Below are 21,360 nucleotides of genomic sequence, written 5' to 3' on the forward strand. Positions count from 1 at the left end.
CCCATCAAATGGTGGCAATAAAAGGGGACCCGACTCAACCATATAAGTCGGGAACACCTTATTTATGCAGGATGACCCTGTTGTCGCCGGACTAACCTTTGACTGCGCTGCGCAATTTCGCCTTGAGCGCGCTGTACTCGGTCTGGACGTACACCTCCGCCTCAGCCTGACCTTCAATGCGCTCGATTTTCACCGCGCAGTACTTGTACTCGGGGGTGTAGGAGACAGGATCAAGGTGCTCTATGGTCAGCTCGTTGCACGCCCCGATCCACCACTGGTAGGTCATGTAGACCACACCGGCGTTGACCCGCTCGTTGTAGTTGGCCCGGGTGATCACCTTGCCGCGCCGCGACGAGATCCATACCAGCGCCTGATCCTTCACCCCGAGCTTTTGCGCATCGCTCGGGTGGATCTGCACATAGCCCGGCTCATCGGCCAGGGTTTGCAGCGCCGAACAGTTGCCGGTCATGGAGCGGCAGGAGTAGTGCCCGACCTCCCGCACGGTAGAGAGCACCAGCGGATACTCGGCGCAAGGCTGCTCCAGCGGCGCCCGCCACTCGGAGGCAATCAGCTGGCCCTTGCCGCTCGGGGTAGTGAACACATTTCCCTCGAACAGGGTGCTGGTGCCCGGGTGATCCTCGGTCGGGCACGGCCACTGCACGCTCTTGAGATCCGCTATCTTGTCGTAGCTGACCCCGGCATAGAGCGGGCAAAGGGCGCGCATCTCGTCCCAGATCTCTTGCGTGTTCTGGTACTCCATGGGATACCCCATGGCGGTGGCCATCAGCGAGAAAATAGCCCAGTCCGGTTTCACGTTCTGTGGCGGAGTCACCGCCTTGTAGAAGCGCTGGAAGCCACGATCTGCCGAGCTGTAAACCCCCTCGTGCTCGCCCCAACTGGTGGCGGGCAGGATCACATCCGCCATCTCGGCGGTCTGGGTCATGAAGATATCCTGCACAATCACCAGATCCATGCCGCCCAAGGTGCGGCGGAACTGGGCCAGATCAGCCTCGGTCTGCGCCGGATCTTCGCCAAAGATATAGAAGGCCTTGCACTTGCCCTCCTCCACCTTGTGACTCAGCTCCGTCAACCGGTAGCCGGGCTTTTGGGAAAGAGACGGCACGCCCCACGCCTTGGCAAACTTGGCGCTGATGGCCGGATCGCTCACCGACTGATAACCCGGGAACTGATGCGGCAGCATCCCCATGTCGCAGGTGCCCTGCACGTTGTTCTGCCCGCGCACCGGACCGCAACCGGTGCCACGGCGACCGAAGTTGCCGGTCAGCAGCGCAAGCCCTGCCAGCCCCTTGACCACATCCACTGCCTGACCGTATTGGGTCACCCCCATGCCCCACAGGATCATGGAGGCAGGCGACGCGGCATAGGTGCGAATGGCGGCGCGGATATCGGCGGCTTTGAGGCCAGTGATCCCCTCCACATATTCCGGGGTGTACTTGGCGACCGTGGCCTTGAAGGTGTCGAACCCTTCGGTGTAGTTGGCGACGAACGCTTTGTTGTAGAGCCCTTCACTGATCAACACGTTGGCAAAGGCGTTAACCAGCGCCATGTTGGAACCGTTTTTGAGCGGCAGCCACTGATCGGCGATGCGGGCGGTCTCCACCATGCGGGGATCACACACAATCACCTTGGCCCCGTTCGCCTTCGCCTTGAGGATATGGCGGGCGACGATGGGGTGAGAATCAGCAGCATTGTAACCAAACACCAGCAGGCACTTGGTCTCTTGAATTTCGGGAATGGCGTTGCTCATGGCGCCGTTGCCTACCGTTGTCTCCAGACCGGAGACTGAGGGTGCGTGTCACACCCTCGCGCAGTGGTCGACGTTGTTCGTTCCCAGCACTGCGCGGGAAAATTTTTGCATCACATAGTTGGCTTCGTTACCCGGGCCACGGGCCGAGCCGGTGGTCATGATGGCGTCGGCACCGTAGGTCGCCTTGATGGCCGCCAGACGGCTGCTGGCAAAGTCGATCGCCTCATCCCAGGAGACGGATTCGAGCTTGCCACCGCGCTCGCGGCGGATCATCGGGCTCTTGAGACGGGGGGTCAGCAGGTTGGTGTCGTTCAAGAAATCCCAACCGTAATAACCCTTGAGGCAGAGCTGCCCCTCGTTGGTCCGGCCGTTGGCGCCTTCGGCCCCCACCACCTTGTCGTTTTCAACCAGCAGGTTGATCTTGCAACCGGTGCCGCAATAGGGGCAGACAGTAATGACTTTTTTCATGACTCACACTCTTGTTTGTTAACGGTAAAAGGCCTTTAACGAAAATGGCTGGTCAGGGGTAGACAGCACAGGGGCGCAAGCGTCAGTCAGCAAGGGGCTGCGCACGCCATCCCGATGCGTTATCCCTGTGCCAACACCGGCTGGCGCTGGCAGGCCCCCATCGCCTCGGCACTGGCCAGTTGCTTCTGGCGATTCATCTCGCCGAGCGATGCCGGGGTCACCAAACGCAGCGCCTGGGTCGGGCACACCTCGACACAGGCCGGGCCCGCGTCACGGTGACGGCAGAGATCGCACTTCAAGGCTTGCGCCTTGGTCTGCGGGCGCTTGAACAGCGCACCGGCAGCGGGCGCCACCTCTTTCACCACCACAGCCATGGCACCGTAAGGACAGGCCACCACGCAGGATTTGCAGCCGATACAGCGCGCCTGCAACACCTTGACGCAACCATCTTCGGTCACGATGGCATGGTTGGGGCAGGCCAGGGCGCACGGCTTGTCTTCACACTGGCGGCAGAGCACAGGCGTGGTCACCTTGCTGCCCACGATCACCTTCAGCCGCGGCTGGAAATAGCTGTCTTTGGAGACCAGATGTCCATCCTCAATGGCAAGCTGCAGGCCCCCCTCCCGCTCAAGGGTCCCGCTGCCGGAGCTTGACTGGTGTGACACGGCGCAGGCCACCTCACAGGTACGACACCCAATACAGAGACTGGGATCTGCAATCACGAAGCTGTTCATAGAGAGGGATCCTAAATGGTTCGTTACTGCCGCACTGGCATCGCCCGGCGCGCCCAGGTGCCAGCCCCGGGGGGCCCACACTCACACACCGGCGACGCAGCCGACCTACTCACCGAGCATTTATCAGACCAAAAACGGACATGAGCGAAATAAAATTCACAAGCCACTGAAAATAAAGGGGTAATCAGAATATTGGGCGGAGAATATCAGGCCAGTGACGATGACGACAGCCCCGCAGAACGAGGTCGACACGACAAAAGTGACGAGCTCGACACTGGCTGACAAAGGCGTATTACCCTACCCTTTCATGCCAACCGAACAAATAACAACCAATCAATAAGTGATTTGTTGATCTCGGACAGATTTTACTCCGATCGCCCTTTTTACCTCCTACCCAATTGGATAGCATGCCTCAGTTGGCAACCTTTTCCATTAGAGGCGATTTTATTCATTGCTAACGAACACTGAATACATTCATAACAACAGCTATAGGATTTTTATGCTGGATAAAACAGTTACAAACCCAGGATTTCACAAACAATTTTTGCTAGAACGATTTAATTCTGAGGAAAAGAAAATCCTTAATTCCCTTTCTCAAAAATGGTATCTAACCAGTTCAGGTGAATCGCTTAAAGTCGCACAATCAACATATAACTACTTTTTGATGAAACCTACACAAAAAACTTCTGAAATGTTTAATATTGAACGCGAGGTTGTTTGTGTATTAAGTAACTATGCTAATTTTGAACCTAGGTCTTTGGACTTTTTTGAACAAGTATATCGCCGCCTACCAAAAATGCGGGCAGAAACAGTATGTGCAATTTTAATAAGTCGTGCAGATGATGTAGAGGAAAAAGTTGAGGGATTACTAAAGGCGGACCCAGAGCATCAAATAATCATACCTATCACATATAATGAAATGAGTGGAACGGAAGCAACTAAAACCCTTGAGAATAGAATACGAAAACATTTCTACTCTAGAGATTTATTTTCTTTCTTATCTCCACTTAAAAAAGACACTTACTTTTTTGGACGTTCAAACTTAATAAATGAAATAGTTAGCAGATATCAATCTGGAGAGCATACAAGTCTTTTTGGCCTTAGGAAAAGTGGAAAAACCTCTATCGTTTACGCAATCCAAAGACGCTTAGAATCAAATAATGACTGTGTTGTCTCACTAGATTGTGAAAGCCCATCTATTCATGGGCTTCGCTGGAATGAACTACTTGAACGACTTGTTTTGCAATACCACAAAACAAAGAGTTCCAAAGTAAAAATAGATACAACAGGACGGTACGACTCTAAAAATGCAGCAGATAGTTTCGAAAATGACATTCAAAAAATATATAATTCAAAAAAGAAATCTAGCACATTATTTATATTCGATGAGATAGAGCGTATTTCACCAAAGACAGGCTCATCAATACACTGGAGAGAACACGAAGATTTCATATATTTCTGGCAAACTATGAGAGGATTTTATCAAAAACATCCCCATATATTTTGCTATATGCTAGTTGGTACAAACCCAAGCTGTATTGAATCACCAACCCTACTCAATCATGACAACCCAATATATGCGTCAATACCTAGTCAATATGTCCCACCATTTACATCGGAACAAGTGCATCAGATGGTCACTAAACTTGGCGATTACATGGGGCTAAAGTTCGATTCTCTTATTTCAGCCAAACTTACTGAGGATTATGGTGGCCATCCATTTTTAATTAGGCAAGCGTGTAGTCACATTAATAGACTGGCAAAGTCTGAAAGGCCATTCTTCATTGATAAAGCTATATATCAGAAAGCCAAGGGCGAGTTCAGAAAACACTCACGAGATTATCTCGATAATGATGATTCAAGTGCTATCAGAGTGGTATCCTGACGAATATGACATGCTTTGCATGTTAGCACAAGGTGATATATCTACTTTTAATTCATTCGCAAATGAGCATGTCAGTCAGACTTTACATTTAGAAGGATATGGGTTAATACAAAGTAGCGATTCCGGGTTCTTTTTCAATCTTGAAGAAGTTTCGGAGTTACTTCGAAAAAAACATAAACATGAAAAAATAAATTTAACGGATGAAGAAAAAGTTCAAGAGGTATCATTGCGAAGAAATAGAATTGAAAAAGGTCTTCGTATATTAATAAGAAATTCTCTGAAGATATCCATGGGGACACAAAAAGCTAAAGCAGCAATCATAGCTTCGGTACCAGAAGCAAGAAGAACTCATTTACAGAACCTTGATATTTCTGATTTGTTAGATAGGGACTCATCACCTTTATTTTTCCTTGAACTCATAAACATATTAAAAAGAACCTGGGAGAATTTCAGCAATATTTTTGAAATGGAAAAAACAAAACTAATTGTAATGCTGGAGGACATAAATAATTTTGGCCGTCCTGATGCTCATGCAAAATCAATTTCAAGTGATGATTTTCAACAATTAAGAATATATTTTAACAAACTGGAGTGTGTTATTGATGATTGGGTTTGAGTAAACTCATAATTATAGTGTCGTAGAGTTTAATAAGCACAGCGTATTGCACCTCTACTCTTACGCATTTAATTAGTGGTGCAATTCACTTCGTTCATTGCACCCTACGTATATATCCTCTCTCCTTTAATCATCATACTCACCTTGCAAGTGTGATTATTTATCACGGTTTTCCTGATAGTGCGCGCCGGATCTGTTCGAGATCCTGCCCAACCGGGTGATAAGCCAGGCTCGCAGGTGGATATTGGCGGGGCGCCCGCCGTGACAAAAGTCACCATACTGGCACGGCAGTCACTGACGGCTTGGCAGAAGTGGGGCGGATGGGCTGGCTGGTGTCATTTATTACGCGGCCAGCTATCAGCAATGGCGGTGCAATGGCAGATGCCAATGCACCGCACTGCGCTGTTATGGTGACAGCGCCCTGCCCTGACTAGCTCAGATCGTGCAGTGCTTTGCCAAGCGGAGGGGAAAGACGCATATCAGAGAAGGTCACCGCCAACCCTTCACGCTCCGGCGTACAGCACATGATGCCGATAAAGTTGCATGATGCCGCCGAGAAGGGACAGAGGCGCAACAAGGGCCAATGCTCACCATCGCAGGAATACTGCAACCGCAAAGCGCCATTGGCTAACGTCAAGCGCAGCCAGAAGCGGCCTGCATGGCCTGTAAACACGCCCGTTGCCCAGTCAGAGCAAGGGTTGGTTAATACACTCCCTATCATGGGTTGCGCATCATTGAACTCAATGCCTGCTTTTAACCAGTGCTGCTCGTTCTGAATCAACATCAGGCCAGCCTGGTCATATAGCGTGGTGTAGTCACCTTCGACGCACACTTGAAACGTAAAATCGCCCTCCACTTCACAGCCATAAACATGGCCAGAGTGGCGCTGAAAGTCGTACCAGGTCGTTTGCCAAAAATCACTCTTGTGGTCGGTCACCACCTGCAATTTACCTTCGTTCAAGTGCCAGGTGGCTGGCTCGTTGAGCCAATACCATTTCTTTGTGTCGCATTTCATCGAATTCGCTTCCTTAGCAATATAGGCGGGGCCTCAATCAAGCTGTACCTTGCGATAACTGAGAAACAGTGCGCAAGAGAGCAAGGTTACGCAGGTAAACGCACCAATTAAAGAGAAGATGTGAGCAAGCCCCCCTATGATGGCCGGCCCAATCAGAATACCTGAGTACCCCATCGTTGACACCGCAGCCACCGCCAGCGCATCTGGCATGGCCTTCTGGCGACCAGAGGCGGTAAATAACATGGGGGCGACGTTGGCCAGCCCGAGACCAATCAACAAAAAGGCACACGCCAGCATCCAGAGAGAGGTACTGAGCACCAATATGGTAAATCCACCGGTCGCCAATATTGCACTGGATACAAACACTCGTTTATGGCCAAACATGGCGATCACACGATCACCGGTAAATCGGCCAATCGTCATGGTCACGGCAAACAGGGTATAACCGACCCCGGCTTGATTGGCATTAACATTTGGCTGACCCAGCAACAGTATGCCACTCCAGTCGAGCATCGCCCCTTCCATGATGTAGGCAATAAAGCACAGGGCGCCCAAAATGATGACACTGCCATGTGGCAACACAAAAAATGGCGTATCACGTTGTTCCGATTCATTGAGCAATCCCTGCCAGGCCGACAGGATTAACAGCACCAGAAAAAATTGCACCATAAAAACGACGTTCAGCGACGAGACGCCGAGCGCCAATAGCGCACTGACCACCCCTGCCCCGGTAATGCCGCCCAGACTGAACAGAGCATGGAAGCCTGACATGATGGGCTTGTTCGCACGTTTTTCAGTGATGACGGCATGAATATTGACCACCACATCCATGGCGCCTATTCCTGCCCCAAATATGAATAACGCTATCGCAATTGGCAAAACCTGATCCAACACAACCAGTGCCGGCAAGGTGAGCAGTACAACCAATAACGCCGAGGTAAAAACACGTCTGCAGCCATAGCGTGACGCCAGCATCCCTGATAGTGGCATCATCAGCAGTGAACCGAGACCAAAGGCCAGCAATATCGCCCCCATGGTGCCATTCTCGACTTGCAAACGTTCTTTTACGAGTGGGATAAGCGGGGCCCATGTGGCCAGACTGAAACCTGCAATAAAGAATGCTTTTCGCGTTGCCTGTACGGGTTGCTGGATAAAAAGCGGTATGGCTAACTCTGACATAATGAACTTCCTAAAACAGCTCCCTGTATTCAGGGAGCAAGAGATCAGACTGCGGGGTAAAACGATTTAAAAGCATCAATGTCGCTTAATCGTTCAATGATGGCGACAGCATTTTTATAGTGTTGTTGATCAGATAACGCATGTGGCCAGGCATATACATGTTCAATCCCGGCACGTATTGCTGCCAGCACGCCAAGATCGGTATCTTCGATCACCACCACCTTTTCCGCAGACGTATTCAATAACGCCAGCATGGCCAGATAGGGGTCTGGATGCGGCTTGGTTCGTGCCACATCATCACCAGAAATCAGCACAGGCGTCTCTGTTAGGCCGAGTAATGCGATATTGGCCAAGCAGATATCTCTGGGGGCGGTAGAGACAAATCCAAACTTGATATTTAACTTTTGCAAGGCCGCCGTCAAAATCACGACACCCGGGCGAAGATATGCCTCGTTTAACTTTTCCTTATAGGTGGAAATTGTTTTTGAAACAATGTCTGATTGAAGCGCCTGCGGGACTTTTATATGTTCAAGCGTCTCTTCCAAACTTAAGCCAATCAATTGCTGAGGCTGATAGTAACAGGCATGGTCTGGAGCCAAATGGCGTAATACATCAAAGTGAAGTTGTTCACTGTCAACGATGACGCCATCAATATCAAATATAACCGTAATGGGCTGCATGATGTTTCTCTAACCGTTATTTTATATCTGACAGACGCACCAGCACCTTACAGTTCGGCGTAAAAAATGGCGTCATTGTCTTATTGGCAATATCACAGCCAACTGTTTTGAAGGCTGCCTGATAATCTGAAAAATCGAACACATGACTGATCAGCTTTGCCACTGGAATGTCACCATCCCGGATCATCACGTAGGCCCGCTCAAAACTGTTATTCAAGGAGTCGATGGATCCAATGACAGACAGACTTTTATCTGCAATTTTCAACACATCCAATTTGGCATGTTTGTCTTTCAACGCCACATTCAGTAGTTTCCCACCCGGAGCCAAATGGGAGAAAACAAGCTCGGTAAGTTGGCCAGTCGTATCGACACACAAGTCGATCTGACTCTGTTTACTGCCGTATTCCTGTTCCAGTGCCTGCTCGAAATCACTATATAACATGGTCGATGGCGGCAGGCATTCCCTGGCGAACTCGCTACGGCCCGGATTGTTTTCCACCAGGAAGGGTTTGAGGCCTTGATGATACAAAACCCACAGATAGAGCATCCCCATTGGTCCTGCCCCGACCACGGCGGCCCGAATATTGGTGTGGGTAATCGCCAGCTTATCGACACCGGTAATGGTACAGCTCAGGGGTTCGGTCAGAGAAGCGGCTTCCATACTGACGTGGTCATCCAGTTTGCGTAGAAAAGCCTCTTTGGCGCGATACTGATGAGCAAAAGCGCCATCATAGGACACACCGGCTTCGGTCCCCATTTTTTGTTCGCAGTGGTTGGGATTACCCGTCTGGCACATCCTGCACTCGCCACAGGCATAAGTCGGGTTAACCACAACACGATCCCCAACCTTGAGCCTTGTCACTCTCTGACCAATCCGGGTCACAACGCCACTGGTCTCATGACCCAGCGTGGTGCCCGGCACGGCGACCGGATATGCGCCACTGATGATGCCAACATCAGTCCCACAAATACCGCATACCGCAATATCGACCACAACGTCATCCGCCTCAAGACAAGCAAGATCGTTTACCTTCACTACATCGACTTGCCACGACTTTGAATATTTGAGTGCCAGCATTATGCGACTTCCTTCACTAATGAATGAACTTTGCTCATTACAGAAAATGTTTCATCCAGCTTTAAAATAATTTCAGCCAAATGTTGACGGGTACAAATCAAGGGTGGACGAACTTTTAACGCCCGGCTTTTTCCATAACGCGCACCACGGATAATCAAGCCACGACTGGCAGCAATTTCTATTGCCTTGGCTGCATATTCTGCTGATGGTGTGTCAAAGCCAAACATGTAGCCTAATCCGCGAACACCTGAAATATCACGGTATTTGCTCTGCAGAGACAATAAACTATCACGCAAAAATTCTTCATTCTCTGTCACGTTTGCCAGAATCGCCTCGTCCTCAATGATGTCAATGACCTCATTAAGCGCCACCAGGGAGAGTGGGTTGGCCCCTGACGTGCTGGAGTGTTCAAAAGATTCCAATACATCAAGCTCTGGTTTCATCAATACCCCGGCAGTCGGGATCCCAATACCACCAGCACCTTTGGCAAATACTATGATGTCCGGGTCCAGCTCTTTTGCATAACCATTAGAGGCAAAAAATGTTCCGGTACGGCCAAACCCCGTCTGAACTTCATCAGCAATAATAACAATGCCATTTTTATGGCAGAACTCTCTGAGAGACCGGTAAAACTCTTGCGGGATAACGATATTTCCACCATTACCCATAATCGGCTCGATAATAAGGCATGCTATATTATCGTTGGAACCTAACTGCAGCATTTCATCCAGATCAGGGTAACTCGCCAAAGAGGTATCATCAGCATTCATCGCCATGATACTTGGCGGGGTAGGTATTTTTAATGAACCCGCTATGTTGATGTTGAAATTCTTGATACGGAATGCATTGCCTGAAATCTGGGCGGTAGCGAGAGATTGTCCATGATGTGACAAATAAAGTGATATGACACCCGAACGCTTTGTATATTTTTGTGCCATTCTGATTGCACATTCAACTGCACCAGAGCCAGACACATCACGCAACCAGATTCTATCTATTGCGGGTGGTGTATGCTTACGCAGTTTTTTAAGTATGTGTTGCGACATTTCCCATGTGTAAGCAGAACTAAGGTGAGCGCATCTGTCTATTTGCTTCTTCAGTTTATTGGCCAGTCGCGGATGGGTATAGCCAAGCGGAAGATTGAATGTTCCAGATGCCGCGTCTATATTCTTGACATCATCGACATACAGATATGGACCATCACCACGATAACGCGACATGTTTTTTGTGAAAAAGTCTTCCATTTATACACTCCTTAGTTTGCTTACATACAAGCATCACATTTACCACAGCACTCTATTTATATGCAGATAAACCAGACTAGGCCCGGCCATTATTTGCATAAAAAATTGGACGTGGTTTTCCCCTGCCGAATAATTAAATCAGCAGTTATTACACGAGCAAGCGTGCTGAACGTTACAGAATAAAGCACAGTGTATGAAGAGTCGGCGCTTATTAAAACGCACACAGCCAAGACATGCAATAATTAACAATTGCATCAGCTAAAGTATTGGCCAGCGTAATTAATACTGATGATTTTGTTAAATAACATACATCACTCTACAGACACACTCAGTGATTAAGCGTCTATGTTACATATCACACCCCATCCAAATACCAAGCATCTTGAACAATAAACATCCGAGAGGAAAGTGACCGGTTCAATCAAGCATCAGCAGGAACTGAAACCCATCAAAGATTGATCTTCAGCTGCCACTTTAAAAAATGACCAACATTGCAGACACAAATAATCGATGCCCAAAAACACTAATAATACTAATATCCCATACAGATTCACATGTCACCAAATAGTTTCCAATGAGCCCCGAGAAAGCGATTTCATTGGGTCATGAATGACAATTAAAAACTTTAAAATCAGATTTAAATTTCATCATAGTTGAAAAAAACAAACTCTCTAACTTTGATATAACAATTTAATAGTTATTTATTTCATTTTTAGCTACTTCTTAAGCGTGACCTCCTCATTGAGAGTCTAACAGCGGAGAGTGTTCTGTTTTAATCCATTAAATGACAATTAAGATATTAATGTTTCAGGTGTGCACCTTATTGTGACGAGCCCTCCTCTCCCTTCGTCACAAATGACGAACGTCAGATGTCGACACAGTGCCGCGTCCTTATTACGGCGCAATGCTAAATTTAAACCCTATTTAAAACAGCATCTTGGAATCAATTTCACGATCCGGACCAATCTGGCCCGCATTTTGCCATCTTGCCCCTATTCTCTCCGTTCGCGACACGACAAGGTAGGCTATGAACCGCTTCGTTATCGCTGACCCCAAGCTGTGTATTGGCTGTGGCACCTGTATGGCGGCCTGCAGCACGGTGCACAAGGCGCAAGGTTTACAGCAAGCCCCCCGTTTAACCGTCATGCGACACGAGCAGGCGACCATGCCGGTTCAGTGCCGTCACTGTGAAGAGGCCCCCTGCATCAAGGTGTGTCCGGTCGAGGCTATCTGCCAGACCGACGACAGCGTGCAGCTCAACGAGTCGCTCTGCATCGGCTGTAACCTCTGCGCCGTAGCCTGCCCGTTCGGTGCCATCCAGAGCGGTGGCAGCCGTCCGGTGGCCATGGCCAATAGCTACGACACCTATATCCCCTGCTCCATCCGCTCCAGCAACCCCTCTACCTCCGCCGGTCTGCGCTGCTTTGGTTCAGATCTGCTGAGCTGGGAGCCCGGCGTGCGCAGCATCGCAGTCAAATGCGATCTGTGTGAGTTCCGCGCCGATGGCCCCGCCTGCATCGAGGCCTGCCCCTCCCAGGCGCTCTCTATCGTCAACGACACTGCCTGTGCCAACGCCGCCCGCGATCGCCGCCTGCAAGCGGCCAATGCCCACCCACAAGGTGCGCCCGCATTCTCGGCGTCTGCTTGCGCGACCTCAGCTTGCTCAACCGCCACGGCGACGCCTGTTTCATCCGACGCTTCACTCACTGAGGGATCCTGCTGATGTTGTCCCCGCTTGTTATGGGCACCCTTGTGCTCTTCCTATTGGGCGCCGTGGCCGGTCTGCTGCTGCAAACGTACGCCTCTTTGGCCAACCGCCTCAATAGCGGCTTTGCCCTGTTGGGTTCGCTGGCCGGTGTGGTTGCCGCCATCAAGGCCCTGGCCCAAGACGCACCTATCGACGGTCAACTCTGGCTGCTGGGCTCGGTGCATCTGGATATGCTCTCTGCCCTGATGCTGCTGGTAATAACGCTCGTGGGCGTCGCCGTCTCCCTCTACTCCTTTGCCTATATTCGCGAATATCAGGGCAAGGGGGATGTGGCCATTGGCGTGCTGATGAACCTCTTCCTGTTCGCCATGGTGGGCATGGTGCTGGCCGACAACGCATTGGGCTTTTTGCTCTGCTACGAGCTGGTGACCCTCACCACCTACTGGCTGGTCAAAACCAACCCGGAGGCAGCCAAACAGAGCCGCCTTTACCTGGTGATGAACCATATCGGCATGGCGCTGGTGCTGGTAGCCTTCTGGCTGCTCTGCCGCGAGTCAGGCTCGCTGGAGTTCGCAGCCCTTCGTGAGCACCATCTGGCGGGCGGCTTGGCATCCTTGGTGTTCCTGCTCAGCTTCTGCGGCTTTGGCCTGCGCGCCGGTTTCGTGCCGCTGCACGGCTGGCTGCCGGTGGCCGAGCCCGTCGCCCCCTCCCATATCTCGGCGCTGATGTCTGGCGTCATGGTGAAGCTCGGGCTGTTCGGCATTTTGCGGGTCAGCATCGATTTTCTCGGCGCCAGCCAGCTCTGGTGGGGTTACATGGTGCTGATCTTCGGTGCCTGCTCGGCAGTGCTCGGGGTGCTGTTCGCGCTCGCCGAGCACGATCTCAAGCGGCTGCTCGCCTACCACACGGTCGAGAACATCGGCATCATCCTGATGGGGATGGGGATCGGCATGACTGGCATCGCCAACCAGCAACCGGCACTGGTGGTGCTGGGGCTGCTCGGTGCCCTCTATCACCTGCTCAACCACGCCATCTTCAAGAGCCTGCTCTTTATGGGCACCGGCTCTGTGATGTTCCGCCTGCACACCCGTGACATGGACAAGATGGGGGGCCTTGCCAAGCTGATGCCCTGGACTGCGCTGGCGTTCCTTATCGGCGCCATGGCCATCTCGGCGCTGCCGCCGCTCAATGGCTTTGTCAGCGAGTGGTTTATCTATCAGGCGCTCCTTTCCATGACCAGGCTCGGCACCTCTGTGGTGGCCCCACTGGCAGTGGTGATGCTGGCAGTGACTGGCGCCATGGCGGTGATGTGTTTCGTCAAGGTCTACGGCATCTGCTTTTGCGGTGCACCGCGCAGCGAAAAAGCGAGTCAGGCCCGCGAAGTGCCCCATGCCATGGTGGCAGGCACCCTGCTGCTGGCCGCAGCCTGTCTGGTGCTGGGTCTGGGCGCCCCCTGGATTGCCCCCTTTGTCAGTGGCTACGGTCAGGCCCTCGTCTCCGCTCACGTCACGGGCCAGATGAGCGTTGCCACCGGTGCGACCCTGCTACCGCTCGACAGCTCTCAGGCGATCCTCTCACCGCCCGTGATTGCCATCACCCTCTTTGGCCTCTTCCTGATCCCGCTGCTGGTCGTGGCGCTGTTCAAGGGACCCAAGCTCGGTCGTCGTCACGCTGGCACGCCGTGGGCCTGTGGTTACGCCTACGAGGAGCGCATGAGCCTCACCTCCGGTGGTGTCACCCATACCCTGCGCCAGCTCTGCGCCCCCCTCTATCGCAAACAGCCCCTGCTCGATCTGGCCACTGCGCTGCATGGGGTGAGTGCGTCGTCCTCTGCCGCTGGCTGGCTCTTGCACGGCCTTGTGCTGGCGTTCTTTATCCTGATGGCTGTAGGAGTCTGATATGCCTGTTCTTGAAATGCCGAGCTGGGGCATGGTGGCCCTCGCCCTGACCCAGGCCATCGCCATGCTGGCGCTGGCGCCGCTGGCCACCGGGTTCAACCGGGTGCTGCGGGCAAAAATGCACTCCCGTCAGGGGCCTGGTCCGCTGCAGGATTACCGCGATATCGGGAAGCTACTGCGCCGTCAGGAGGTCACCCCGGAGCCTGCCGGCATCCTCTTCAACCTGATGCCTGCACTGCTCATCGCCGCCTTGATGCTGGTGGCGATGGCGCTACCTACCCTGACCCACAAGTCTCCCTTTCCCATCGCCGGGGATCTCATCACCGATATCTACCTGTTCGCCATCTTCCGCTTCTTCTTCTCCCTGGCGGGGCTCGACAGCGGCAGCATGTTTGCAGGGATAGGTGCCCGCCGCGAGCTGACGCTGGGCATTCTGGTGGAGCCTATTCTGATGCTCGCCTGCTTCATCATGGCGATGATGGTGGGCAGCTCGGATCTGGGCAACATCAGCAGCTATGTGGCCACCCAGCCGCTGGCTGCGCCCATCGCAACCCTGTTGGCCGGGGCCGCCTGCGCCTTTGCGGTGTTCGTGGAGATGGGCAAGCTGCCCTTTGACTGCGCCGAAGCAGAGCAGGAGTTGCAGGAAGGGCCGCTCACCGAATACTCAGGCGCGGGACTGGCGCTGCTCAAGCTCGGCATCGGCCTCAAACAACTGGTGGTGGTGCAGCTCTTTTTGGTGATCTTCCTCCCCTTCGGCAAGGCGGCGAGCTGGAGCCTGCCCGCACTGGCACTGGCAACCCTGATCCTGCTCTGCAAGCTGCTGGTGGCCTTTGGGCTGGCGGGCATTATCGAAAATGCCATGGCCCGCACCCAATTCGTGCGCACCCACAAGCTCACCCGCTATGGCTTGGGGCTGGCCCTGCTGGCGCTGCTTGCCTATCTGGTCGGGGTGTGAGCCATGACGGCCTTTACCTCCTCTTTTTCCGATTGCTCATTCCAGAACATAAAGTGAGAACTGCATGACCATCGCCATTTCGGATCGCATCGGTTGCGACTATATCCAGCAACTGCGAGCGCAACTGCCCCACGCCATCATCGACGAGCAGTGGCAGACCGCCGATCAGGCCACCCTGACCGTCAAGCCCACCAGCCTGGTGGCCCTCACCAGCCTGATCTTCCACAAGCAGGGGGGCTGGCTCTCGGTTTCGTTTGCCAATGACGAGCGCAGCCTCAACGGCCACTTCGCCGTCTACCACGTCTTCTCCATGGAGGGCGAGACCAAGAGCTGGATCACAGTCCGGGTGCTGGTCAACGCCATTGAACAGGAGTACCCCTCCATCACCCCGACCATACCGGCGGCGGTGTGGGGCGAGCGGGAGATCCGCGACATGTACGGCCTGCGCGCCGTCGGTCTGCCGGACGAACGCCGTCTGGTGCTGCCGGATGACTGGCCCGAAGATATACACCCGCTGCGCAAAGACGCCATGGATTACCGCCAGCGCCCCATGCCCACCACCGACACCGAGACCTACCCCTTCGTCAATGAGCTGGGCAATGAGGCCAACCGCATCGTGCCGGTCGGCCCGCTGCACATCACCTCGGACGAGCCGGGACATTTTCGTCTGTTTGTCGATGGGGAAGACATCATCGACGCCGACTACCGCCTCTTCTATGTCCATCGCGGCATGGAGAAGCTGGCAGAAACCCGCATGGGCTACAACGAAGTGGCGTTTCTGACCGACCGGGTCTGCGGCATCTGCGGCTTTACCCACAGCGTCGCTTACACCACCTCGGTAGAGAACGCCATGGGCATTAAGGTGCCCGAGCGGGCCAAGATGATCCGCGCCGTGCTGCTGGAGGTGGAGCGCCTGCACAGCCACATCCTCAACATCGGCCTGTCGAGCCACTTCACCGGCTTCGACACCGGCTTTATGCAGTTCTTCCGGGTGCGGGAAAAGTCCATGACCCTGGCCGAGCTGCTGACCGGCGCACGCAAGACCTACGGCCTCAACCTGATTGGCGGGGTGCGCCGCGACATCTTCAAGGAAGATCGCATCAAGGGTGCCCAGCTGGTGCGGGAACTGCGTGATGAGCTCAAACCCCTGGTGGCCATGCTGCTCGACACCGCCAACATCACCTCCCGTCTGGTGGGGATAGGCCGCCTCGACCCGCAAATCGCCCGCGATTTCAGCTGTGTCGGCCCCATGGTGCGGGCCAGCGGCTTCAAACGCGATGTGCGCCGGGTCCACGACTTTGCCGCCTATCGCGAACTGCCGATGGAGATCCAGACGCTGGCGGGTTGCGACGTGCAGTCCCGGGTGCTGGTGCGCATCCACGAGCTCTACGACTCCCTCGACATGATTGAGTTTGGCCTTGAGCACCTGCCGGAAGGGCCGCTTTTGACCGAAGGGTTCACCTATCAGCCGGGCAAGTTTGCGCTGGGCTTTACCGAAGCGCCCCGTGGCGAGAACGTCCACTGGAGCATGACCGGGGATAACCAGAAGCTGTTCCGCTGGCGCTGCCGCGCCGCCACCTACGCCAACTGGCCCGCCCTGCGCTACATGCTGCGTGGCAATACCGTCGCCGATGCGCCGCTCATTATCGGCAGTCTGGATCCCTGCTACTCCTGTACCGATCGGGTCACCCTGGTCGACCCCAAGAAGGGCAAGTCCACCGTGGTCTCCTACAAGGAGATCGAGCGCTACGGTATCGACCGCAAAAACTCTCCGCTGAAATAAGGGGTCATCATGATCAAGTTGTTCAAGACCATACTCCAGGCGGGCACACCGACCGCCAAGTACCCCTTCGCCCCCTATGAGGTGAACCGGGATTTTCGCGGCAAACCGAACTATCAGGCGGATCAGTGCATCGCCTGCGCCGCCTGCACCAAGGCCTGCCCGGCCAATGCGCTGGTGATGGAAGTGGACATGGAGACCGGCGAGCGGCGCTGGGAGCTCTCCATGGCGCGCTGCATCTTCTGCGGCCGCTGCGAAGAGGTGTGCCCGACCCGCGCCATCGCCCTCTCCCCCGAGTTCGAGCTGGCGGTGACCAACAAGGCCGATCTCTATGAGGAGGCCCGCTTCGCGCTGGCCCCCTGCACCCTGTGCGGCACCTACTTTGCCCCGAGCAAACTGGTGGCGCTGGTGGAGGACACCCTCAAGCAGGCAGGTACGCCGCTCGCTCGCGATGCCAAGCCGCTAGCGCCGCCAGAGCGACTGCACCACTGCCCCGACTGCAAACGAAAACAGAGCATGCTGAGCCAGCCTGACTCGGCCATGACCACACCGATGGCCACACCGATAGCCGCACAACAGGAGTGGATGTGATGAGCAAGATCAAAGGCATAGAACCGGTTGTCGGCCATGCCCATACCCGCGCCGTGCCACTGGCACAGGATCCCGAGATCACCAAACTTAAAAAAACCCTGCTCAAAGACATCCGCCGCTCGGCCTATGTCTATCGGGTCGATTGCGGCGGCTGCAACGCCTGCGAAATAGAGATCTTCGCCACCATCACCCCGCTGTTCGATGCCGAGCGCTTCGGCATCAAGGTGGTCGCCTCCCCCCGTCACGCCGACATCCTGCTCTTTACCGGCGCTGTGACCCGGGCGATGCGAGTCCCTGCCCTGCGCGCCTATGAGGCAGCCCCCGATCCCAAGATCTGCATCGCCTACGGCGCCTGCGGCTGCGATGGCGGCATCTTCCACGATCTCTACTGCGTCTGGGGCGGCACCGACAAGATCGTGCCGGTGGATGTCTATATTCCGGGCTGCCCGCCCACGCCGGCGGCCACCATCTACGGCTTTGCGGTGGCGCTCGGCCTGCTTGAGCAAAAACTCAAAGCCACCAGCCACGAGGTGCAACCGGGGGCGCGGGTGGAGCTGCGCCACACTGGCATCCCCAATGAAATTCGGGTGATGATCGAGCGTGAAGCGCGCCGCATGGCCGGTTATCGTCAGGGACAGATCATCGCCGATGAGTTTATGGCCCTGCTCGAAGGGGCGACCCAGCAGGATGTGGATCTGCGCATCCAAAGCTATCTCGATCAACATGACGACCCGCGCCTGTCGGAGATCGTCAACAACCTGGCGGGCGCCTGCCTTAACCGGGCGGCAGGTAAGGGAGAGGCAGTGCATGGCTGACCAGGTTTACTTTTACCGTCTCTCCCGCAAGTTTGTGGACGAGCAGTTTGACGTACCGGAAGAAGCCAAGGAGGTGATCTACTACAGCCTCGCCATCGGCCACCACCTCGGTATTGTCGATTGCCTGAGCGCCGATCTGGTCTGCCCGCTGGCGGGTTATCGCGACTGGGTGGCCAAGCTACCCGTAGGCAGCGAGGCGCGCCGCAAGATGGAGGGGTTTCTCACCTTTGGCGAGATCACCATCTATCGCGAGCACTGCCATATGCTGGCCTGTGCCTTCGACCGGCTGCGTAAAGCCGAAGGCGTGCTCGATGAGCAGCTGCTGAGCTGGACCAACACCTTTATGGATCAGCTCACCGCCCTCTATAACGATCCCCATATGTACCTGATGGTAAGGAGCCGCTGATGGGCTGCAATCTCGTGTTGACCGTGGGCAATGCCATGATGGGGGACGACGGTGCCGGCCCTTGGCTGGCGGACAAACTGCAAGCCGCCCCCCTGCCCGGCTGGATCCATATTGACGGCGGCATCGCGCCGGAAAATGCGGTCTACAAGGTGCGGGAGCTGCAACCGGCGCGGGTGGTGCTGGTGGATGCCGCCGAGATCGGCGAGAAGGCGGGCACCTTGCAGGTGATCCCCCCCGACACCATCGCCGAGATGTTTATCTTCTCGACCCACAACATGCCGCTCAATTTCCTGATCGACGAGCTCAAGACCTTTGTTCCCGAGGTGATCTTTGTCGGGGTGCAACCGGCCATCGTCGCCTTCTCCTTCCCGATGACCGAGATGGTGAGCGAAGCGATGGATTATCTTTATCAACATCTTGATGCCGCCAAGGACACCCGCTTATTAATAGCGCGGCTGGACCAGTGGAATATTACCAACGCCGAGCGATGACTATGCACAGGCCTGTTAACGCCCGTTATTGACTGACTGCTTTGGCAATGTGATAAACACCCGGTGTTAAATTAAAAACATCGGGTTAATCGTGCTGAACTTGATATAAAACAAGGTTCTTTTGATTTTTCAAAAAACCGCTAACTCTCGCTTTTTTATGATAAAAAAGCGTTGCCAGTCACAAAAAATTGCCACAAAATAGCGTCCATAGTGGAAGTTGATGGGGTCTGGTGGCCTCCTCGGTCTTCAAAACCGATGTGAGCCGAGAAGGCTTTGGCAGGTTCGATTCCTGCCTCTTCCGCCAATTTCATATATTGAGCAAATGTCATCTCGCTGATGTTTATTGGCCTGAATGCTACTTTTAATCGCTTGTTCAATATGTTTGAAGCAATACCTTTAAAGAAGGTGCTTGCCGCTTGCCAATATAATCCGAACACAGGTTATTGCTCTGGCCAACTATTAATTTATCAGCATAAATAGACCATTTATTTATGCACTATGTTTGCAACAATCCGCAAACCGCCAGCACTGAAATAACCCGTCAGCTCGGCCTCTCTATCGGCGACCGGTGTGCATGTCAAACCCACGCACTGCCCTGGTAATCCCATGCCGAACCCATCTCATGCGCCAGCCCTCGCCCACAGCCAGTCCGAAGCACGTCCGACTGCCGACGATTCACTGCCACAGCGTCGCTTACCGCAAGTGGAACAGCTGCTGCAGCAACCCTTTCTCGCGACCTATATCCATGCGCTGAGCCGCCCGCTGGTGACCCAGGCGGTGCGCGAGACCCTGAGCGAACTGCGCCAGAGCGAGGCGTTTCACCAGCACGGGGTTGCCCCCGAGCACATCGAGGCGCTGATTGCCAAGCGCTGCCAGCAGCAGCTGCGCCAGCGTCAGACTAGGGTGATCAACGCCACCGGCACCCTGGTGCATACCAATCTGGGGCGCTCGCCGTTAAGTGCCGATCTGTGGGACGAGGTGCGCGACCTCAACACCGGTTACAACAATCTGGAGCTGGATCTCGCCACCGGCAAGCGCGGCGGGCGCAAGGGGCTGATTGCCCCCCTGCTCGGCTGCCTCACCCAGGCGGAGGATTCACTGGTGGTCAACAACAACGCCGCCTCCCTCTTTTTGCTGCTGCAGGAGATAGCCAAGGGGCGCGAGGTGATCGTCTCGCGGGGCGAGCAGATCCAGATTGGCGGCGGCTTTCGCATCCCCGACATTCTGGCGCTCTCCGGCGCCAAACTGGTGGAGGTGGGCACCACCAATATCACCACAGCCCGGGATTACCTCGATGCCATCACAGATCAGACCGCGCTGGTACTGATGGTGCACAAATCCAATTTCGCCATTCGCGGCTTTACCGAATCCCCCGATATTGGCGAGGTGGCCCGCGCCCTGCCCGAGCACGTGGTGCTGGCGGTGGATCAGGGCTCGGGCTTGACCACCGAAGAGTTTGCACCGGATGAAACCTCGGTGCGCCAATACATCAAGGCGGGGGCGGATCTGGTCTGCTACTCCGGCGACAAGCTGCTGGGGGGCCCGCAATCGGGCATCATCAGCGGACGCAGCGACCTCATCAAGCGGCTGGAAAAACACCCCATGATGCGCACCTTCCGCCCAAGCCGCATCGTCTATTCCCTGTTAGAGCGCCTGCTCATTCACAAGCTCAACAAATCCCCCGTCGGCGAAGGGATTGCCCAGCGCACCTTGAGCAACCCTGCCGCCATGCAGGCGAGAGCCTCCCAGCTGATGGCCGCCCTGCCCGGCTGTTTTGTGCCCATTCCCGCCCAGCTGGTGGTGGGCGGTGGCACCTTGCCGGACGAGTTCTACCCCGCGCCAGCGCTCGAATGCACCGACCCGCGCCCGGCCCAGCAGCTGCTCGATGCCCTGCGGGAACTGCCGGTGCCGGTCATCGCCACCGTGCGCCAGCAGAAGGTGCTGCTCAATATGGCGACCCTGCTGCCGACCGAGATGGATCTGTTGATCGCCCAGCTTAACGAGCTGCTGCTACCTGCCTCGATCAACGCAACAGAGGAGTCCTGATCC

At 54.5% G+C, this 21,360-nt stretch carries 18 protein-coding genes and 1 tRNA gene; 12 read left to right on the plus strand and 7 right to left on the minus strand.

The genetic code is table 11. The features are described 5' to 3' along the window. Nucleotides 1-91: 91 nt before the first annotated feature. Together fdhF and WJM78_RS11260 are read right to left on the minus strand one after the other, a co-directional pair. Nucleotides 92-2,236, minus strand: coding sequence for a formate dehydrogenase subunit alpha (gene fdhF, locus WJM78_RS11255; RefSeq protein ID WP_339009259.1), 2,145 nt, complete (start codon nt 2,234-2,236; stop codon nt 92-94). 119 nt (nt 2,237-2,355) lie between these two features. Further along, entirely contained in the window at nt 2,356-2,970 is a 615-nt protein-coding gene (locus WJM78_RS11260; RefSeq protein ID WP_339009261.1) for a 4Fe-4S dicluster domain-containing protein, read from the minus strand. A 499-nt stretch (nt 2,971-3,469) separates the two neighbouring features. Between WJM78_RS11260 and WJM78_RS11265 the strand changes: the two genes are divergently transcribed. Both WJM78_RS11265 and WJM78_RS11270 read left to right on the plus strand, forming a co-directional pair. Next, nucleotides 3,470-4,855 carry an AAA-like domain-containing protein gene (locus WJM78_RS11265; protein ID WP_339009263.1) on the plus strand — a complete coding sequence of 462 codons (1,386 nt, stop codon included), beginning with the start codon at nt 3,470-3,472 and terminating at the stop codon, nt 4,853-4,855. After that, on the plus strand, nt 4,821-5,471 hold the full coding sequence (locus WJM78_RS11270) for a hypothetical protein (protein ID WP_339009265.1): 651 nt from the start codon (nt 4,821-4,823) through the stop codon (nt 5,469-5,471). Before WJM78_RS11265 ends, WJM78_RS11270 begins: the two co-directional genes overlap by 35 nt. A 430-nt stretch (nt 5,472-5,901) precedes the next feature. On the opposite strand, the gene WJM78_RS11275 is transcribed toward WJM78_RS11270, so the two are convergent. From WJM78_RS11275 to WJM78_RS11295, 5 genes are read right to left on the minus strand one after another with little or no spacing between them, the layout of a single operon-like run. After that, nucleotides 5,902-6,486: a DUF1349 domain-containing protein gene (locus tag WJM78_RS11275; protein ID WP_042034272.1), complete on the minus strand. Its 585-nt coding sequence runs from the start codon at nt 6,484-6,486 to the stop codon at nt 5,902-5,904. Between the two features lie 33 nt (nt 6,487-6,519). Continuing rightward, a complete protein-coding gene (locus WJM78_RS11280) occupies nt 6,520-7,665 on the minus strand; it encodes an MFS transporter (RefSeq protein WP_042034274.1) in 1,146 nt (381 codons plus the stop codon). A 44-nt stretch (nt 7,666-7,709) separates the two neighbouring features. Further along, nucleotides 7,710-8,345, minus strand: coding sequence for an HAD-IA family hydrolase (locus tag WJM78_RS11285; RefSeq protein ID WP_339009266.1), 636 nt, complete (start codon nt 8,343-8,345; stop codon nt 7,710-7,712). A 16-nt stretch (nt 8,346-8,361) separates the two neighbouring features. Then, complete coding sequence (locus WJM78_RS11290) at nt 8,362-9,423, minus strand: zinc-dependent alcohol dehydrogenase (protein WP_339009267.1); 1,062 nt, start codon at nt 9,421-9,423, stop codon at nt 8,362-8,364. Next, a complete protein-coding gene (locus WJM78_RS11295) occupies nt 9,423-10,667 on the minus strand; it encodes an aspartate aminotransferase family protein (RefSeq protein ID WP_339009268.1) in 1,245 nt (414 codons plus the stop codon). The genes WJM78_RS11290 and WJM78_RS11295 overlap by 1 nt, the downstream gene beginning before the upstream one ends. Nucleotides 10,668-11,694: 1,027 nt before the next feature. Between WJM78_RS11295 and WJM78_RS11300 the strand changes: the two genes are divergently transcribed. From WJM78_RS11300 to selA, 10 genes are all read left to right on the plus strand, one after another. Further along, on the plus strand, nt 11,695-12,390 hold the full coding sequence (locus tag WJM78_RS11300; RefSeq protein ID WP_339009269.1) for a 4Fe-4S dicluster domain-containing protein: 696 nt from the start codon (nt 11,695-11,697) through the stop codon (nt 12,388-12,390). Beyond that, nucleotides 12,390-14,273 carry a hydrogenase 4 subunit B gene (hyfB, locus tag WJM78_RS11305; RefSeq protein WP_339009270.1) on the plus strand — a complete coding sequence of 628 codons (1,884 nt, stop codon included), beginning with the start codon at nt 12,390-12,392 and terminating at the stop codon, nt 14,271-14,273. The genes WJM78_RS11300 and hyfB overlap by 1 nt, the downstream gene beginning before the upstream one ends. A gap of 1 nt (nt 14,274) precedes the next feature. Continuing rightward, the gene (locus WJM78_RS11310; protein ID WP_339009272.1) at nt 14,275-15,228 is read left to right on the plus strand and encodes a respiratory chain complex I subunit 1 family protein; all 954 of its coding nucleotides are present in this window, start codon (nt 14,275-14,277) and stop codon (nt 15,226-15,228) included. A gap of 64 nt (nt 15,229-15,292) precedes the next feature. Further along, nucleotides 15,293-17,011, plus strand: coding sequence for an NADH-quinone oxidoreductase subunit C (locus tag WJM78_RS11315; protein ID WP_108536148.1), 1,719 nt, complete (start codon nt 15,293-15,295; stop codon nt 17,009-17,011). 9 nt (nt 17,012-17,020) lie between these two features. After that, nucleotides 17,021-17,599, plus strand: coding sequence for a formate hydrogenlyase complex iron-sulfur subunit (locus tag WJM78_RS11320; RefSeq protein WP_339009275.1), 579 nt, complete (start codon nt 17,021-17,023; stop codon nt 17,597-17,599). Beyond that, nucleotides 17,599-18,414, plus strand: a complete 816-nt coding sequence (locus WJM78_RS11325) for an NADH-quinone oxidoreductase subunit B family protein (protein ID WP_212513349.1) — start codon at nt 17,599-17,601, stop codon at nt 18,412-18,414. The genes WJM78_RS11320 and WJM78_RS11325 overlap by 1 nt, the downstream gene beginning before the upstream one ends. Beyond that, the gene (locus WJM78_RS11330; protein ID WP_339009276.1) at nt 18,407-18,820 is read left to right on the plus strand and encodes a formate hydrogenlyase maturation HycH family protein; all 414 of its coding nucleotides are present in this window, start codon (nt 18,407-18,409) and stop codon (nt 18,818-18,820) included. Before WJM78_RS11325 ends, WJM78_RS11330 begins: the two co-directional genes overlap by 8 nt. Further along, the gene (hycI, locus tag WJM78_RS11335; protein WP_212513347.1) at nt 18,820-19,311 is read left to right on the plus strand and encodes a hydrogenase maturation peptidase HycI; all 492 of its coding nucleotides are present in this window, start codon (nt 18,820-18,822) and stop codon (nt 19,309-19,311) included. Before WJM78_RS11330 ends, hycI begins: the two co-directional genes overlap by 1 nt. Before the next feature lie 212 nt (nt 19,312-19,523). Continuing rightward, nucleotides 19,524-19,615, plus strand: a tRNA-Sec gene (locus WJM78_RS11340). Between the two features lie 302 nt (nt 19,616-19,917). After that, nucleotides 19,918-21,357, plus strand: a complete 1,440-nt coding sequence (gene selA / locus WJM78_RS11345; protein WP_339009279.1) for an L-seryl-tRNA(Sec) selenium transferase — start codon at nt 19,918-19,920, stop codon at nt 21,355-21,357. Nucleotides 21,358-21,360 lie beyond the last annotated feature (3 nt).

Origin of the sequence: Aeromonas popoffii, from assembly GCF_037818705.1 — a bacterium.
In the GTDB taxonomy this organism is placed as follows: domain Bacteria; phylum Pseudomonadota; class Gammaproteobacteria; order Enterobacterales; family Aeromonadaceae; genus Aeromonas; species Aeromonas popoffii.

Coding starts and splice junctions, on each gene's coding strand:
- WJM78_RS11260 (WP_339009261.1), bottom strand. CDS start 2,970: ATGAACAGCTTCGTGATTGCAGATCCCAGTCTCTGTATTGGGTGTCGT.
- WJM78_RS11265 (WP_339009263.1), top strand. CDS start 3,470: ATGCTGGATAAAACAGTTACAAACCCAGGATTTCACAAACAATTTTTG.
- WJM78_RS11270 (WP_339009265.1), top strand. CDS start 4,821: ATGATGATTCAAGTGCTATCAGAGTGGTATCCTGACGAATATGACATG.
- WJM78_RS11275 (WP_042034272.1), bottom strand. CDS start 6,486: ATGAAATGCGACACAAAGAAATGGTATTGGCTCAACGAGCCAGCCACC.
- WJM78_RS11280 (WP_042034274.1), bottom strand. CDS start 7,665: ATGTCAGAGTTAGCCATACCGCTTTTTATCCAGCAACCCGTACAGGCA.
- WJM78_RS11285 (WP_339009266.1), bottom strand. CDS start 8,345: ATGCAGCCCATTACGGTTATATTTGATATTGATGGCGTCATCGTTGAC.
- WJM78_RS11290 (WP_339009267.1), bottom strand. CDS start 9,423: ATGCTGGCACTCAAATATTCAAAGTCGTGGCAAGTCGATGTAGTGAAG.
- WJM78_RS11295 (WP_339009268.1), bottom strand. CDS start 10,667: ATGGAAGACTTTTTCACAAAAAACATGTCGCGTTATCGTGGTGATGGT.
- WJM78_RS11300 (WP_339009269.1), top strand. CDS start 11,695: ATGAACCGCTTCGTTATCGCTGACCCCAAGCTGTGTATTGGCTGTGGC.
- hyfB (WP_339009270.1), top strand. CDS start 12,390: ATGTTGTCCCCGCTTGTTATGGGCACCCTTGTGCTCTTCCTATTGGGC.
- WJM78_RS11310 (WP_339009272.1), top strand. CDS start 14,275: ATGCCTGTTCTTGAAATGCCGAGCTGGGGCATGGTGGCCCTCGCCCTG.
- WJM78_RS11315 (WP_108536148.1), top strand. CDS start 15,293: ATGACCATCGCCATTTCGGATCGCATCGGTTGCGACTATATCCAGCAA.
- WJM78_RS11320 (WP_339009275.1), top strand. CDS start 17,021: ATGATCAAGTTGTTCAAGACCATACTCCAGGCGGGCACACCGACCGCC.
- WJM78_RS11325 (WP_212513349.1), top strand. CDS start 17,599: ATGAGCAAGATCAAAGGCATAGAACCGGTTGTCGGCCATGCCCATACC.
- WJM78_RS11330 (WP_339009276.1), top strand. CDS start 18,407: ATGGCTGACCAGGTTTACTTTTACCGTCTCTCCCGCAAGTTTGTGGAC.
- hycI (WP_212513347.1), top strand. CDS start 18,820: ATGGGCTGCAATCTCGTGTTGACCGTGGGCAATGCCATGATGGGGGAC.
- selA (WP_339009279.1), top strand. CDS start 19,918: ATGCCGAACCCATCTCATGCGCCAGCCCTCGCCCACAGCCAGTCCGAA.